Origin of the sequence: Kitasatospora sp. NPDC101176 (genome assembly GCF_044768035.1) — a bacterium.
Taxonomy (GTDB): domain Bacteria; phylum Actinomycetota; class Actinomycetes; order Streptomycetales; family Streptomycetaceae; genus Kitasatospora.
Window position 1 is genome coordinate 18183 of record NZ_JBIWPA010000001.1, and the last position, 15143, is coordinate 33325.

Sequence of the window (15143 nt, forward strand, 5' to 3'; positions counted from 1 at the left end):
CCCCACCCGCCGCCGTCCGCGCCACCCCCGCACACGGCACACGGCACCCATGCGAAACGGGCCCCGGGGAGCGGTCGCTCCCCGGGGCCCGTCGGCCGTCCACGGCCCGTCGCTCAGCGCGCGCAGGCCCCCGTCGAGCCCCGCATGACCAGCTCCGGCTGGAACATGAACTCCCCGCGCTGGGCCGCGTTGCCGCCGACCTCCTCCAGCAGCGCGTCCACCGCCGCCGTGGCCATCGCCTCGACCGGCTGGCGGATCGTCGTCAACGGCGGCTCGGTGAAGGCGATCAGCGGCGAGTCGTCGAAGCCGACCACCGACACGTCCTGCGGCACCGACAGCCCGCGCTGGCGCACCGCCCGGATCGCCCCGAGGGCCATCATGTCGCTGCCGCACACGATCGCCGTGCAGCCCTTGTCGAGCAGCGCCCCGGCGGCCGCGTGCCCGCCCTCGACGCTGAACAGGGTGTGGTGGACGAGGTCCTCGGCCTCCTCCGCGCTGCGCCCGAGCACCTCGCGCATCGCCGCCGTGAAGCCCTCGATCTTGCGCAGCACCGGCACGTACCGGCGCTGCCCCACGGCCAACCCGATCCGCTCGTGGCCGAGTTCGGCCAGGTGCTGGACGGCCATCCACATCGCGGCGCGGTCGTCCGGCGAGATGAACGGGGCGGCGATCCGCTCGCTGTAGCCGTTGATCAGGACGAAGGGCACCCCGCGGCCCGACAGCCGGGCGTACCGGTCGTGGTCGGCGGTGGAGTCGGCGTGCAGCCCGGAGACGAAGACGATGCCCGCCACGCCCCGGTCGACCAGCATCTCCACCAGTTCGTCCTCGGTGGATCCGCCCGGCGTCTGGGTGCACAGCACCGGCGTGTACCCGTGCCGGCTGAGCACCTGCTCGATCACCTGGGCCAGCGCGGGGAAGATCGGGTTGCTCAACTCCGGCGTGATCAGACCGATCAGGCCCGCACTGCGCTGGCGCAGCCGGGTCGGCCGCTCGTAACCGAGCACGTCGAGCGCGGCCAGCACGGTCTGCCGGGTGGCGGCCGAGACGTTCGCCTTGCCGTTGAGTACGCGGGAGACGGTGGCTTCGCTGACCCCCGCCTGCGCCGCGATGTCTGAGAGTCGCGCCGTAGTCACGGTCCCAGAGCCTATTGCAACCACGTCAGACCGCCCACCAGCCGGTGCTGTCCGGTGCGAGCACCGTCTCGCCGCCGTCCACCACCGGGTCCGCCGAGGAGAGCAGCAGCCGCCCGGGCACGGGTATCCGGACCGGCTCGCCGGTGGTGTTCACCGTGCAGACGAAGGCGCCGCGGCGGAACGCCAGGGTGCCCTCGGGGCCCTCCAGCCACTCGACCTCCGTCCCGGCGCCCAGGTCGGCCTGGGAGCGGCGGACGGCGAGCGCGCTGCGGTAGAGCTCCAGGGTGGACGTCGGGTCGCCGGTCTGCGCCTCGACGCTGAGCTCGGCCCACTGCGCCGGCTGCGGCAGCCAGGAGGGCCCGCCGGCGACCGGGCCGAAGCCGTACGGGGCCTCGGTGCCGGACCACGGGATCGGGACGCGGCAGCCGTCGCGGTAGCCGTCCTGCCCGGCCTGGCGGAAGAAGGACGGGTCCTGGCGCACCTCGTCCGGCAGGTCGGTGACGTCGGGCAGTCCGAGCTCCTCGCCCTGGTAGACGTACGCCGAGCCGGGGAGCGCGAGCATCAGCAGGGTCGCGGCGCGGGCGCGGCGCAGGCCGAGCGCGCGGTCGCCGGCGGTGCGGATCTGGGTGCCGAGGCCCGGCTCGTTGGCGAAGCGGGTGGCGTGCCGGGTGACGTCGTGGTTGGAGAGCACCCAGGTGGTGGGGGCGTCGACCGGGCGCATCGAGTCGAGCGAGACGTCGATCACCTCGCGCAGCGCGGCGGCGTCCCAGTCGGTGCCCAGGTACTGGAAGTTGAAGGCCTGGTGGAGCTCGTCGGGGCGCACGTAGTTGGCGGTGCGCTGGACGGTCGGCGTCCAGGCCTCGGCGACGCCGATCCGCTGGCCCGGGTACTCGTCGAGGATCTTGCGCCAGCTGCGGTAGATCTCGTGCACGCCGTCCTGGTCGAAGAAGGGCATGACGTCGTTGCCCAGCAGCTTGAGCTGGTCGGAGCCGCCGAGGTCGGGCAGGCCGGGGGCCTTGACCAGGCCGTGGGCGACGTCGATGCGGAAGCCGTCCACGCCCATGTCGAGCCAGAACCGCAGGATCGAGCGGAACTCGTCGCCGACGGCCCGGTTCTCCCAGTTGAAGTCGGGCTGCTCGGGCGCGAACAGGTGCAGGTACCAGTCGCCCGGGGTGCCGTCGGGGTTCTCGGTCCGGGTCCAGGCCGGGCCGCCGAAGATGGACTCCCAGTCGTTGGGCGGCAGTTCGCCGTTCTCGCCCTTGCCGGGAAGGAAGTGGTAGCGCTCGCGCAGCGGGGACGCAGGACCCTCGCGCAGGGCGCGCTGGAACCACTCGTGCTGGTCCGAGGAGTGGTTGGGGACGAGGTCGACGATGATCCGCAGTCCCAGCTCGTGGGCGTCCCGGATGAGGGCGTCGGCGTCCAGCAGGGTGCCGAACATCGGGTCCACGGCGCGGTAGTCGGCGACGTCGTAGCCGGCGTCCGCCTGCGGCGAGGCGTAGAACGGCGAGAGCCAGACCGCGTCCACGCCGAGGTCGCGCAGGTACGGCAGGCGGCTGCGGACGCCGGGCAGGTCGCCCATGCCGTCGCCGTTGGAGTCGGCGAAGCTGCGCGGGTACACCTGGTAGATGACCGCGTCCCGCCACCAGTCTCTGGAGGCGCCGCCAGTCGCAGGAGCCGGGGTGGCCGCCTCGTGGGCGGTGGCGTCGGCGGCAGGCCGGGAGGTGTCGGCCAGGTTCTGGGTCATGGACGGTATCCCTTGGGGACTAGAGGAGCGAGGAGCGTTACGACTTGGAGGCACCGGCGGTCAGGCCGGTGACCAGGTGGCGCTGCACCAGGTAGAAGAAGACCGAGGACGGGATGGCGATCAGCACGGCGGTCGCCGCCATGAAGTTCCACTGCGCGTCGTGCTCGCTGACGAAGGTCTGCAGGCCCACGGCCAGCGTGTACTTGTCGGAGCTGAGCATGAAGGTGGAGGCGAAGGCGACCTCGGCCCACGCGGTCAGGAAGGAGTAGAACGCGGCCACCGCCAGGCCCGGGCGGGCGAGCGGCAGGACGAGCCGCCAGAAGGTGCCGATCGGGGTGAGACCGTCGACCCGGCCGGCCTCGTCGATCTCCACCGGGATGGTGTCGAAGTAGCCCTTCAGCAGCCAGGCGCAGTACGGCACGGTGGTCGTCGAGTACACCAGGATCAGGCCGGTGTAGCTGTCCAGCAGGCCGAGCTCGGAGAGGATCGTGTACATCGGCACGATCAGCACCGCGATCGGGAACATCTGGGTGACCAGCAGCGACCACATCAGCGGCTTGTGGCCGGGGAACTTCATCCGGGAGACGGCGTAGCCGGTGGTGGCGGCGACCATGACGCCGAACACCGTGGTGACGCCGGAGACCAGGAAGGCGTTGCCGAACCAGGTGAAGAAGTCGGTGTCGAACAGCACGTGGTGGTAGTTCGACAGGGTCAGCTTGTCGAGGATCCCGCCGGGGTGCAGGTAGTCGGTCTTGTCCGGTCCGAGGGAGATGTAGAGGATCCACAGGACGGGGAAGAGGGCGACCAGGCTCGCCAGGATCAGGGCGCCGTGGGACAGCGCGGTGGCCAGCGGGCTGCTCCGGCCGCGGCGGCGGACCTTGGCGGGCCGGGCGGCGGGGGTCGCCGCCGGCGCCGCGGCGGGGCGTTCGGTGGTGGTGCTCATCGGGGTTACCTGCCTTCGTGGGTCAACTGGGTCCGGGGCCTCAGCCGTTGGCCTGCTCGTTGCGGGCGAGCCAGCGCCGGTAGAAGGCGGTGAAGACGATGAGGATGGACAGCAGGATCACGCCGTACGCGGCGGACTGCGCGTAGTCCCGGGGCTGCTGGCCGAAGCCGAGCCGGTAGGCCCAGGTGACCAGCAGCTGGGCGTCGGAGCCGCCGCTGGTGCCGAACAGCAGGAAGATGACGGCGAACTGGTTGAACGTCCAGATCACGCCGAGCAGGACGACGGTCGAGGAGACGGTGCGCAGCCCGGGCAGGGTGACGTGCCGGAAGCGCTGCCAGGCGGTGGCGCCGTCCATCTCGGCCGCCTCGTACAGCTCGGCCGGGATCGACTGCAGGCCGCCGAGGAGGGAGATCATCATGAACGGCACGCCGACCCAGGTGTTGACCAGGATCGCGGCCGCCTTCTGCGCCAACGGGTCGTCCAGCCAGCCGGGTTGCGGCAGGTGCAGGGCGGAGAGCAGGCCGTTGACGGCGCCGCCGTCGGCGAGCATCAGGCGCCAGGAGAAGACGGTGACGAAGGTGGGGACGGCCCAGGGCAGGATGAGCAGCATCCGGTAGACGGCGCGTCCGCGCAGCTTCTGGTTCAGCAGCAGGGCGAGGCCCAGGCCGATGGTGTAGTGCAGGACGACGCAGAGCGCCGTCCAGGTGATGGTCCAGACGAAGTGCGACCAGAAGCGGTCGTAGGAGCCGGGGCCCCAGAGGATGTCGGCGTAGTTGTCGAGGCCGACGAACTTGTAGGACGCCGGGATGTGGTTGACGCCGATCGTGCGGGCGGAGTTGAGGCTGTTGGCGTCGGTGAGCGTGAGCCAGACGCCCTCGACCAGCGGGTAGATCACCAGCACGCCGAGCACCAGCACCACGGGGGCGATCATCGCGTAGGCGTACCAGTGCTTGGCGTAGGAGCGCTTGAGGCGTTCCAGCAGGCCCGGACGCTGCTCGCGCTCCCGGCTGCCCTTGCCGGTGGCGCCCTGCACGGCGACTGACATCGATTGCACCTTCTCGGGGTGAGGTCTCGGGGAGAGCGGGTCCGGGCGGGGGGGGCCCCCCGGCCCCCCCCCGGCCCCCCCCCCGGGGGGGGCCAAAAAACCCCCCCCCCCCCCGCCGGGGGCGATAGCGGGGGCGGTGGAGCTCGGGGGGGGCGGTGGCGGGGGTTTGCTTGTTGTGGTGGTGGGGGGGGGGGGGGGGGGGGGGGGGGGGGGGGGGGGGGGGGCGGGGCCGCGCCCGCGGCCCCCCCCCCCCGCCCGGGGGGGACTACTTGGCGAAGCCCGGCAGGAGCTTGGCGTAGTCGGTGGCGATGGTGCTCAGGGCGTCCTGGGTGCCGGTGCCCTGGACGGCCTTGCCCAGGTTGGTGCCGAGCGAGGCGAACAGCGAGCTGTACTCGGGCAGCTCGGGGCGCGGCTTGGCGCTGGGGAGGACGGCCTGGAAGCCGGCGATGCCCGGGTCGGCCTTGACGTCGGCCGTGAAGGCGTCGGAGCGGGTCGGCAGGGTGGAGTTCTTCTGCGCGATGAAGGCCTGGCTCTCCGCCGAGGTCATGAAGGCGGCGAACTTCTCGGCGGCGGCCTTGTGGGCCTGGTCGGCACCGGCGTAGACGGAGATGTTGTGGCCGCCGGTGGGGGCGCCGCCCTTGCCCGCGGAGCCGGCCGGGACGGGCGCGATGCCGAGGTTCTTCTTGTCGGCGAACGCGGCACCCTTGTAGATGTTGGTGATCTCCCACGGGCCCTGGATGATCGCCGCGACCTTACCGCTGTTGAAGGCGTCCATCATGTGCGCGTAGGCGTCGGTGGTGACGTCGGCCTTGGCCATGCCGGGCGCGGTGAACATCGTCTTGTACGTCTCGACGGCCTTGACGGCCTCCGGCGAGGCGACGGTGATCTTCTTGCCGGCGGCGTCGACGGTGTCGGTGCCCTCGCCGAACAGGAACGGCATGGCGTAGTAGCCGTCCGCGGCCTTCAGCCAGAAGCCGTCGACGCCCGCCTTGTCCTTGAGCGCGGCGGCGTCGGTCTTCAGCTCGTCCCAGGTCTTGGGGGCGTCGGTGATGCCGGCCTTGGCGAACAGGTCCTTGTTGTAGAGCAGGCCCAGGGTGTCGGTGACCAGCGGCACGCCGTAGAGCTTGCCGTCGTACTTGGCCTGCTGGATCAGGCTGGGCTGGAAGGCGGAGGTGTCGGCGGCGGCTGGGGTGCCGTCCAGCGGCTCCAGGTAGCCGGCCTTGGCGAAGGCGGCGGTCCAGCCGACCTCGGAGCGGAACACGTCCGGAGCGCCCTTGGCCCCCATGGCGGTCTGCAGCTTGTTCTGCGCCTGGTCGAACGGGACGTTGACGAAGTCGACCTTGACGTTCGGGTTGGCGGCCTCGAACTTCTTGACGAGCTCCTGGTAGTTCGGCGCCTCGTTGGTGGCGTTCGAGGTGTCCCAGTACGTGAGGGTGACCGGCCCGTCGGCCTTGCCGTCCGAGCTGGAGCCGCTGCTGCCACAGGCAGCCATCGAGACCGCGAGGGCCACAACGAGGGCAGAGGCCGCGATGCCACGCCGCATGAGAACTCCTTGGGAGGGTGGGGGTGCCCGAGATGTTCGGAGACAGGCGCATAATGGCTGCCTCGTGCCGACCGCACCGTTGCTGCCGTCGGGCTCGGGAAGGAAGTTAACAGCGGCGCAATAGCGACGGAAAGTCCTTGCAGCAAGTTTCTGCAAGAAATGGCGATCGTTACGCCCGCGTGTCCTGGACGTAGCCGCACGGTAGTGGACGGCGCGGCCGGATGTCCGACTTGGCAGCAAAGCGCCCGGTACGGCATGGCCGAGAACACCACCCTGCGTGGCTGAAAGACGCTTGCAGCAGACTGGGTGCATGCAGATCAGAGCCGCCTCGAAGGACGAACTCCCCCTGCTGTGCGCACTGGAACGGGCCGCCGGAGCCCCGTTCGCCGCCATCGGCATGCCGGAGATCGCCGAGGACGAACCCCCGACCCCGGACGAACTGGCGCACTTCCTCGACGCGGGCACCGCCCTGGTGGCCCTGGCAGCGCCCGACGGCCCCGTCGTCGGCTACCTGCTGGCCGAGCCGGTGGACGGCGCCCTGCACATCGAGCAGGTGTCCGTCCACCCCGACCGGGCCCGCCGCGGCATCGGCCGGGCGCTGATCGAGCACCTCGCCGCGGGCACCGACGCCCCGGCGCTCACCCTCACCACCTTCGCCGACGTCCCCTGGAACGCCCCCTACTACGCGCGCCTAAGCTTCCGCCCGCTCGCCGACCGGGAGCTCACCCCGGGCCTGCGGGAGATCCGCCGCAGGGAGGCCGAGCACGGCCTGGACCGCTGGCCCCGGCTCTGCATGCGGCGCGAGCTCGACGGGCGTCCGCACGCCTAGCCTGGCAGCACGTGCCCGGCGCGCACCCCGCGCGCCGGGCGCACGGGGCCCGCGGTGCGCGGGGTGCTAGTTGGTCCCGAAGCGCAGCACGGTGGTCGAGCGGAACTCCTCCCCCGGCCGCAGCACGGTGCTCGGGAAGGCCGGGTGGTGCGGGGAGTCCGGGAAGTGCTGGGTCTCCAGCGCGATCCCGGCGAACGGCCCGTACGGGACGCCGCTCGCCCCGGTGACCGCGCCCTGGAACTTGTTGGCCGTGTAGACCTGGACGCCCGGCTCGGTGGTCAGTACCTCCAGGGTGCGGCCGCCGACCGGGTCCTCCAGCAGCGCCGCCCGGACCGGGGGGCCGTCCGCGGGGCGGGGGCGCAGCACCCAGTTGTGGTCGTAGCCGCCGGGACCGACCAGCTGCGGGTGGTCGTCGTGGACCGACTTGCCGATCGGCGTGGCCACGGTGAAGTCGAACGGGGTGCCCGCCACGGGTTCGGTGCGCCCGTACGGGATCTGCCGCTCGTCGGCGGGGGTGTACTCGTCGGCGTCCAGGGTGAGCAGGTGGCCGAGGACGTCGCCGCTGCCCTCCCCCGCGAGGTTGACGTACGCGTGGTTGGTCAGGTTGACCACGGTCGGCTTGGTGGTGACGGCGCGGTAAGCGATCACCAGTTCCCCGGCCGCGTCCAGGGTGTAGGAGACGGTGACGTCGAGCGCGCCGGGGAAGCCCTGGTCGCCGTCCGGGCTGTGCAGCCGCAGTCGGACGCCGCCCTCGATCTCCTCGGCCTCCCACATGCGGTGCGCAAAGCCGTCCGGGCCGCCGTGGATGGTGACGCCGCCGCCGGTCGGGGCGAGCGGGTGCTCCTCGCCGTCGATGGTGACCCTGGATCCGTCGATCCGGTTGGCGTACCGGCCGACCACGGCGCCGTAGTGCCGGGCCGGTCCGAGCAGCTGGGCCAGCTGGTCGGCGGCGAGGAGCAGTTGGGCGGGCCGGCCGGCCCGGTCGGGCGCCGTGAGGGTGTGCAGGGTGGCGCCCAGGGTGAGCACGCTCGCCTCGTACGGGCCGGCGGAGAGCGTCCAGCGTTCGATCGCGGCACCCGCGCCCGAGGGCTCCAGGGGGTGGTGCCGCACGCTGGTGGCCTCGCTCGCCATGGCCTGCTCCTCACTGGCGACCGCGGCGCGGCGCGGTCGCCCGGTTCCGGGTCCGTCCGGGGCCGCAGCGGCGCGGCGCCCCCGTGTGCGTCAGCCTAGCGACGGCCGCCCCCGCGGGGGCGCTCCTGCGCCCCCGCGCGCCGCCCGGACGCCCCCGCCCGCCGCCGCGGGACGTCCGTCGTACGTCACGTTCGGTAGCCGACGGCCGTCACCGAACGCCACCGTTCGGCAGGTTCCGCGAGGCCCGGTGTGAAGGCCCCGCGTGAAGGCCCCGCGTGAAGGCCTGCCGCGAACGCCCGACGGGGGCACCCGCCACGGGCACCGGCCCCGCGCACCCGACGGGGCCCCGCCACGTCAGTCGCCCCGACTCGCCCTACGCCCCGGCCCCGTCCTCGGGCTCCCCCTCGTGCCGGGCGGTCTGCCGCGGCTGCACCGGCAGCCCGAGGGCGGAGGCGAGGCCGTCCGGCCCGCTGCCGGCCTTGCGGTAGACCGCGGCCAGCCGCCGGTTCACCAGGCTGAGGTGGACGCCGAGCTCCTCGGCGATCCGCTGCGGCGGCAGGCCCTGCACGGCCCGGGTGGCGACGTCCCACTCGGGCTTGCTGAGGGTCTCCCGGAAGTCGGCGAGCCCCAGCCGGTTGGGCCGCAGGCCGTAGTTGGCCAGCTCCCGCCGGGCCTGCTCGACGAGCCCCTCCGCCGAGCAGTGCTGCGCCAGCTCGATGCCCTGGTACAGGTACTCCTGGGCGTCCTCCAGCCGCCCGACGCGGCGCAGCGCGGCACCGAGGTCGACCAGCGCGACGGCGTGCTCGTACCCGGCCGGCGACTGCCCGAGGTGCATCACGGCCTCCTCCAGCAGCTCGACCGCCTGCTGGCCGTCCTCGATCTGGGCGTGCAGCCGCAGGGCGGTGCCGATCGCGGAGGCGGTGCCGAAGGTGCGGGCGTCGTGGACGGCCTTCTGGGCGTACTCGCGGGCCCGGTCGGGCTCGTCGGCCGCGATCGCGATGGCGAGGTGGCCGGCCCAGGGCGCCCAGACCGTGTTGTGCCAGCCGCGGGCCTCCAGCTGGGCGCCGGCCTCGGTGAGCGCGGCGGCCGCACCGGCGTGGCGCTTCATGGCGATCAGCAGCTTGCCGTACAGCGAGGCCGCGTCCGGCAGCACCATCGCGGTGGCGTGGTACGGCGGCTGGAAGCCGAAGGAGCTGGCGAGCTCCCAGGCCTCCTCGACCCGGCCGCGGGCGAGGAGGGTGTCCGCCAGGACGCCGACGGCGTCCCAGGCGAGCGGCAGCTTGGGGCCGATGCGCTCGGAGAGCCGCAGCGCGCGGCGCAGGAAGTCCTCGGCCTCGGCGAGCAGGCCGCGCCGGAAGCGGGCCAGCCCCATCAGGAAGTAGGCGAACCCGCGGTGGGCGCCGCTCCACCCGGCCACCTCGAACTGGATGATGGCGTCGGCGAACAGCCGCTCGGCCTGGGCGATGCGGTCGTTGTAGGTGTAGGTGAGGCCGAGCATGGAGGGCAGTTCGAAGCCCCAGGTGCTGTCGGTCCAGCCGAGGCCCTTGGGCAGCCGGCCGGCGTCGAGGACGGCGTCGGCGTGCGCCAGGGCGTCGACGGAGGGCTTGCCGCGCAGGGTGAGGTCCCAGGCGCGCATCGCGAGGACGGCGCGGTCGGCGGCGTCGCGGCCGACGGCTTCGCGGCCGGCGAGTCCTTCGCACATCTCGCCGAGCCGGGCGGAGCGGCCGGGGCCGTCCTCCTCGGACTTGCGGAAGGCGTGCCACATGAACGAGGCGGCCTGGAGGCGGCGCCTGCCATCCGGGTCGACGGTGTGTTCGGCCTCCTCCTGGCAGACCAGCGCGGCCTGCCGCAGTTCGCCGCTGTGCGCGAGCACCTCGGAGAGCCGGAAGGTGGCGTCGACCCGCAGGGCGGGGCGCAGCGGCACCTCGTCGGGGTCGAGGGCGAGCTTGAGCTGGTTGACGGTGGCGACCGGGTCGGTGAGCAGCGCGGAGCAGCCGAGTTCGTAGAGCACCTCGGCCTTGAGGTCGTCGGCGGGCGGCTCGTTGAGCGCGCGGTGGAGGCAGCGCTGGGCGGCCTCGGGGGCGCCGATGAGCAGGTGCTCGGCGGCGGCGCGGCGCAGTTTGCGCACCGTCCGGTCGTCGCCCTCGCCGGAGAAGGTCTCGACGAGGTGGCGGGAGGCGGCGAGCAGGCCGAGTCCGGCGTTCTCGATCTCGGCGGCGGCGACGCCGTGCATGCCGGTGCGGGTGGCCTCCGGCATGGTGTTGTAGATCGAGCTGCCGATCAGCGGGTGGACGAACTCGAGGTTGCCGTTGGGGGTCTGGGTGAGCACGCGCTGCTTGCGCAGCTGTTTGATGGAGTCGCGGGCGCCCTCGGCGCTCTGGGTGGAGATCCGGGTGGCGAGGTCGACCCGGATGTCGGTGCCGAGCATCGCGCAGGCCCAGGCGAAGCGCAGGGTGGAGGCGCCGAGCCGGTCGAGCCAGCTCTTGAGGGTCATCCCGGTGGCGTCGACGGCGAGTTCGCGCAGCTGCTGGGAGTTCTCCTCGACGGGTTCGAGGTCCTGGTCGCGCACCTGGTCGAGCAGGGCGACGGCCTCGAAGGGGTTGCCGTTGACGACGTTCCAGAACTCGTAGCAGAAGGCGTCCTCGGCCTTGTCCCCGAGTTCGGCGCGGATCATGTCGGTGACGGAGACCAGGGAGAGCCGGTTGAGCTCGTGCTTGCGGGTGGCGCGGCCGAGGACGTCCTTGCGGTGGTCCAGGATCCCGGCCGGCCAGTCGTTCTCGTCCTCGCGGAAGGCGAAGACCAGCAGGACGGGCAGTTCCCGGGAGCGGACGGCGAACTGGGTGAGCCAGGACAGCGACTCGGCGTCGGCCCAGTGCAGGTCGTCGACGATCATCACCAGCGGGGCCCGGCGCGGGGCGAGCTGGGTGAGGACGTAGTCGAGGCCGTCGCGGACGCCCTGCGGGTCGAGGCGGCGCGCGCCCGCCTTGGGCTGCTTGAGGCCCATGGCCGGTCCGACGACCTCCTCCCAGGTGCCCATGACCTGGCGGAACTCGTCGGCCGCCAGGCTGGTGAGGGCGGGTTGGAGGAGCTGGCGCAGCACGTGGTAGGGCTCTTTGAACTGGCGTTCGCCACCGCGGGCGAACAGCACGGTGGCGCCCTCGCGGAGCTTGGCGATGCGGCGCACCTCGTGCAGCAGGCTGGTCTTGCCGATGCCGGGCCGGCCGGAGAAGGCGAGCAGTTCTCCGATCTCGGTGCCGCCGGCCGCGAAGTCGCGGCAGAGTTTGTCGACGGCCGCCTCGACGGAGCGCAGTTCGGCGTCGCGGTCGCGGAGCCTGGTCCGCGGTGCGGCGTTCTCGCCGTCCCGGACTGAACCGGCTCCCGCCCGAGACTCGTTGTACTGATCGGTCACCGTCGCGCCTCCGCCTCGCCGTTCGCGTCACAGCTCGCGTCACCCTTCGCTCACTGCTCGTGGAGCCGAGGTTAGCGCTGCGTGGCGCTCACCGTGGGGCATTCGCGCAGGCTGGGGCGGACGGTGAGGGTTCGGACGGCTTGCCAAGGGCAATTGCCCTATACCCCTAACGTCGGATCATTACATCAGATACCCTACGGCCCGCGAGGCGCAGATGATCTTGCGAATCCACCTTCGCCCCCGGAGCCTCGCCACGTCAACTCCCCCCACATCCCCACCCGATCAACGCCCGAACCACAAGCGCCCCCACCCTCCGCTGCACCGGGAGTCCGATGTCTGACGACACCTCACTTCAGATTCCGTTCCCGCACCGCCGCAGCCCGCACGGCCCGAAGGCCACCGCGCTGCACCGCGCCTGGCTGACCCGCCACCCGCTGCTCCCCGACGTCGACCACCCCGGCTACGCGCACTGGGACGTGGTCGACCTCGCCGCCCTCGGCTACCCCGACTCCGGCCCGGAGGAACTCGCCCTCGCCGCCGACCTGATGGGGTTCTACTTCCTCTTCGACGACCAGTTCGACGGCCCGCTCGGCCGCCGCCCCACCGAGGTCGCCCCCATCTGCGAACGACTGATCGCCGTCCTCCACGGCGCCCGCCCCGACCAGGGCTCGCCCGTCGAGACCGCCTTCGCCGACCTCTGGGACCGCAGCGTCCGCGGCATGCCCGCCCGCTGGCAGGCGCGGGCGGCCTACAACTGGGAGTGGTACCTGGCCAGTCATCCGGCCGAGGCCGCCGGACGGATCTCCACCCGACCGCCCGACCGCGACGGCTACCTCGTGCTCAGACGGGGCACCGCGGCGATGGAGACCATCTTCGACATGGTCGAGCGCCTCGGCCAGTTCGAGGTGCCCGCCGCCGTCCTGCACCACCCGGTGCTGCGCCAGATCCGGCAACTGGCGGCCGACATCCCCTCGCTCAGCAACGACGTCCGGTCCCTCCCGCTGGAGGCCCCGCGCGGCGACGTCAACAACCTGGTGATGATCGTCCAGCGCGAGCGCCGCTGCTCGGCCGAGGAGGCCTGCGCGGTCGTGCTGGAGGAGGCCCAGCTGATGGTCGGACGCTGCCACGAGCTGCACGGCCGGCTGCCCGACGTCTACCGCGAACTGGGCCTGTCCCGGGTCGAGCAGCGGATAGCGCAGCGGTACGCCGACGGGCTGCTCACCTGGCTCGCCGGCTACCTGAGCTGGGAGTCCCGCACCGGGCGCTACCACGAGGTCTGACCGCACCGGGCGATCCCGCCGACCCGGGGGCGGCGGGCCGCACACCCCGCTCCGCGCGCGCCGGCGCCGCACCGCGCACGGCCCGCCGCGCGGCACCGCACCGCGCGGCACTGCACGGCCTGCGACCGCAACGACCGGGGCCCACAACGGCCGGAACGCACACCCTCCGTACGGGACTCCCGCACGGACCGTAGCCGCACCCGCGTCCGGCGGCTATCGTGCTCGGCGGCGGACGCCCCGGCGGGCGCCGCCCCGAAGTGCGTGTCCGCCCCCTCCCGCCGGAACGCCCCAGCCGGGGCGTTCCGGCGAGCCGCCCGCGCCGCGCGCTCCGGGCGGCGCCCGACGTCGCGAGGAGACACCCGAGCATGACGGTCTACCAGCCCCCCGGCAGCCCCGGAAGCATCGTCGCCTACCGCTCCCGGTACGAGCACTGGATCGGCGGCGGATGGACGCCGCCGGTGCGCGGCCAGTACTTCGGCGACCCGACCCCCGTCACCGGCGAGGTCTTCACCGAGGTCGCCCGCGGCACCGCCGAGGACATCGAGGCCGCGCTGGACGCCGCCCACGCCGCCGCCCCCGCCTGGGGCCGCACCCCGCCCGCCGAACGGGCCCTGGTCCTGCTGCGGATCGCCGACCGGATGGAGGCCAACCTGGAGCAACTGGCCGTAGCGGAGAGCTGGGAGAACGGCAAGCCGGTGCGCGAAACGCTGGCCGCCGACCTCCCCCTCGCGGTCGACCACCTGCGCTACTTCGCCGGCGCGCTGCGCGCCCAGGAGGGCGGCCTCTCCCAGCTCGACGAGGACACCGTCGCGTACCACTTCCACGAGCCGCTCGGCGTGGTCGGCCAGATCATCCCGTGGAACTTCCCGATCCTGATGGCGGTCTGGAAGCTCGCGCCCGCGCTCGCGGCCGGCAACGCCGTGGTGCTCAAGCCCGCCGAGCAGACCCCGGCGTCGGTGTTGCTGTGGGCCGAGCTCACAGCCGACCTGCTGCCGCCCGGCGTGCTCAACATCGTCACCGGGTTCGGCGAGGAGGCCGGCGCCCCGCTGGCCTCCAGCAGCCGCGTCCGCAAGATCGCCTTCACCGGGGAGACCACCACCGGCCGGCTGATCGCGCGCTACGCCAGCGACAACCTGATACCGGTCTCGCTGGAGCTCGGCGGCAAGAGCCCCAACCTGTTCTTCGGGGACGTCGCCGACGCCTCCGACGCCTTCTACGACAAGGCCGTCGAGGGCTTCGCGATGTTCGCCCTCAACCAGGGCGAGGTGTGCACCTGCCCCAGCCGCGCGCTGATCCAGTCCTCGGTCTACGACCGGCTGCTCGCCGACGGCCTGGAGCGGGTGCGCGCGATGCGCCAGGGCGACCCATTGGACACCGAGACCCAGGTCGGCGCGCAGGCCAGCGCCGAGCAGCTGAAGAAGATCCTCTCCTACTTCGAGATCGGCCAGGCCGAGGGCGCGAAGGTGCTGACCGGCGGCGAGCGGGCCGACCTCGGCGGGGCCCTGGCCGGCGGGTACTACGTGGCGCCGACGGTCTTCGAGGGCGTCAACAGCATGCGGGTCTTCCAGGAGGAGATCTTCGGGCCGGTCGTCTCGGTCACCCGCTTCGAGGACTTCGCCGAGGCGATCGGCCTCGCCAACGACACCCAGTACGGGCTCGGCGCCGGCGTCTGGACCCGCGACCTCAACACCGCCCACCGCGCCGGGCGCGCCATCCAGGCGGGCCGGGTGTGGACGAACTGCTACCACGCCTACCCCGCACACGCGGCCTTCGGCGGCTACAAGAACTCCGGCATCGGCCGGGAGAACCACAAGGCGCTGCTGGAGCACTACCAGCAGACCAAGAACCTGCTGGTCAGCTACTCCCCCGACGCGGTCGGCCTCTTCTAGGGCACAGCGCGCGCTCCCCGCTCCTCCCGGTCCTCCCGCTCCCCCGGATCGGCGGAGCGGGAGGCCGCTCCCGGCCTCCCGCTCCGTCGCGCCACTCCCCGTGGCCCGCGCCGGGCGCCCGTCCGGACGCCGACGCCGTGCAACCCCCTCGATCGGGTGACCCGCGGCCCGGACTCCCCCGGTCAGGAAGCGCACCG

Annotated in this window: 10 protein-coding genes; 3 read left to right on the forward strand and 7 right to left on the reverse strand. The window is 72.8% G+C overall.

Features of this window, described 5'->3' with window-relative positions; translation table 11 throughout:
• Positions 1-113: 113 nt before the first annotated feature.
• From ACIRS1_RS00090 to ACIRS1_RS00110, 5 genes are all read right to left on the reverse strand, one after another.
• Positions 114-1133, reverse strand: coding sequence for a LacI family DNA-binding transcriptional regulator (locus ACIRS1_RS00090; protein WP_402835577.1), 1020 nt, complete (start codon positions 1131-1133; stop codon positions 114-116).
• A 25-nt stretch (positions 1134-1158) separates the two neighbouring features.
• Entirely contained in the window at positions 1159-2877 is a 1719-nt protein-coding gene (locus ACIRS1_RS00095; RefSeq protein WP_360221943.1) for a glycoside hydrolase family 13 protein, read from the reverse strand.
• Positions 2878-2914: 37 nt separating this feature from the next.
• A complete protein-coding gene (locus ACIRS1_RS00100; protein ID WP_387897444.1) occupies positions 2915-3820 on the reverse strand; it encodes a sugar ABC transporter permease in 906 nt (301 codons plus the stop codon).
• 40 nt (positions 3821-3860) lie between these two features.
• The gene (locus tag ACIRS1_RS00105; protein WP_363365159.1) at positions 3861-4865 is read right to left on the reverse strand and encodes a sugar ABC transporter permease; all 1005 of its coding nucleotides are present in this window, start codon (positions 4863-4865) and stop codon (positions 3861-3863) included.
• 265 nt (positions 4866-5130) lie between these two features.
• A complete protein-coding gene (locus ACIRS1_RS00110) occupies positions 5131-6408 on the reverse strand; it encodes an extracellular solute-binding protein (RefSeq protein ID WP_360210774.1) in 1278 nt (425 codons plus the stop codon).
• A gap of 310 nt (positions 6409-6718) precedes the next feature.
• On the opposite strand from ACIRS1_RS00110, the gene ACIRS1_RS00115 reads away from it, so the two are divergent.
• Positions 6719-7237 (forward strand): GNAT family N-acetyltransferase, encoded by a 519-nt coding sequence (locus ACIRS1_RS00115; RefSeq protein WP_402835581.1) that lies wholly within the window; start codon positions 6719-6721, stop codon positions 7235-7237.
• Positions 7238-7303: 66 nt separating this feature from the next.
• On the opposite strand, the gene ACIRS1_RS00120 is transcribed toward ACIRS1_RS00115, so the two are convergent.
• Both ACIRS1_RS00120 and ACIRS1_RS00125 read right to left on the reverse strand, forming a co-directional pair.
• A complete protein-coding gene (locus tag ACIRS1_RS00120; RefSeq protein WP_402835583.1) occupies positions 7304-8368 on the reverse strand; it encodes an aldose epimerase family protein in 1065 nt (354 codons plus the stop codon).
• A gap of 373 nt (positions 8369-8741) precedes the next feature.
• A complete protein-coding gene (locus ACIRS1_RS00125; protein WP_402835585.1) occupies positions 8742-11777 on the reverse strand; it encodes an ATP-binding protein in 3036 nt (1011 codons plus the stop codon).
• Positions 11778-12109: 332 nt separating this feature from the next.
• On the opposite strand from ACIRS1_RS00125, the gene ACIRS1_RS00130 reads away from it, so the two are divergent.
• Together ACIRS1_RS00130 and ACIRS1_RS00135 are read left to right on the forward strand one after the other, a co-directional pair.
• A complete protein-coding gene (locus ACIRS1_RS00130) occupies positions 12110-13057 on the forward strand; it encodes a terpene cyclase (RefSeq protein ID WP_360210766.1) in 948 nt (315 codons plus the stop codon).
• A gap of 365 nt (positions 13058-13422) precedes the next feature.
• Positions 13423-14946 (forward strand): aldehyde dehydrogenase family protein, encoded by a 1524-nt coding sequence (locus ACIRS1_RS00135; RefSeq protein ID WP_402835587.1) that lies wholly within the window; start codon positions 13423-13425, stop codon positions 14944-14946.
• Positions 14947-15143 lie beyond the last annotated feature (197 nt).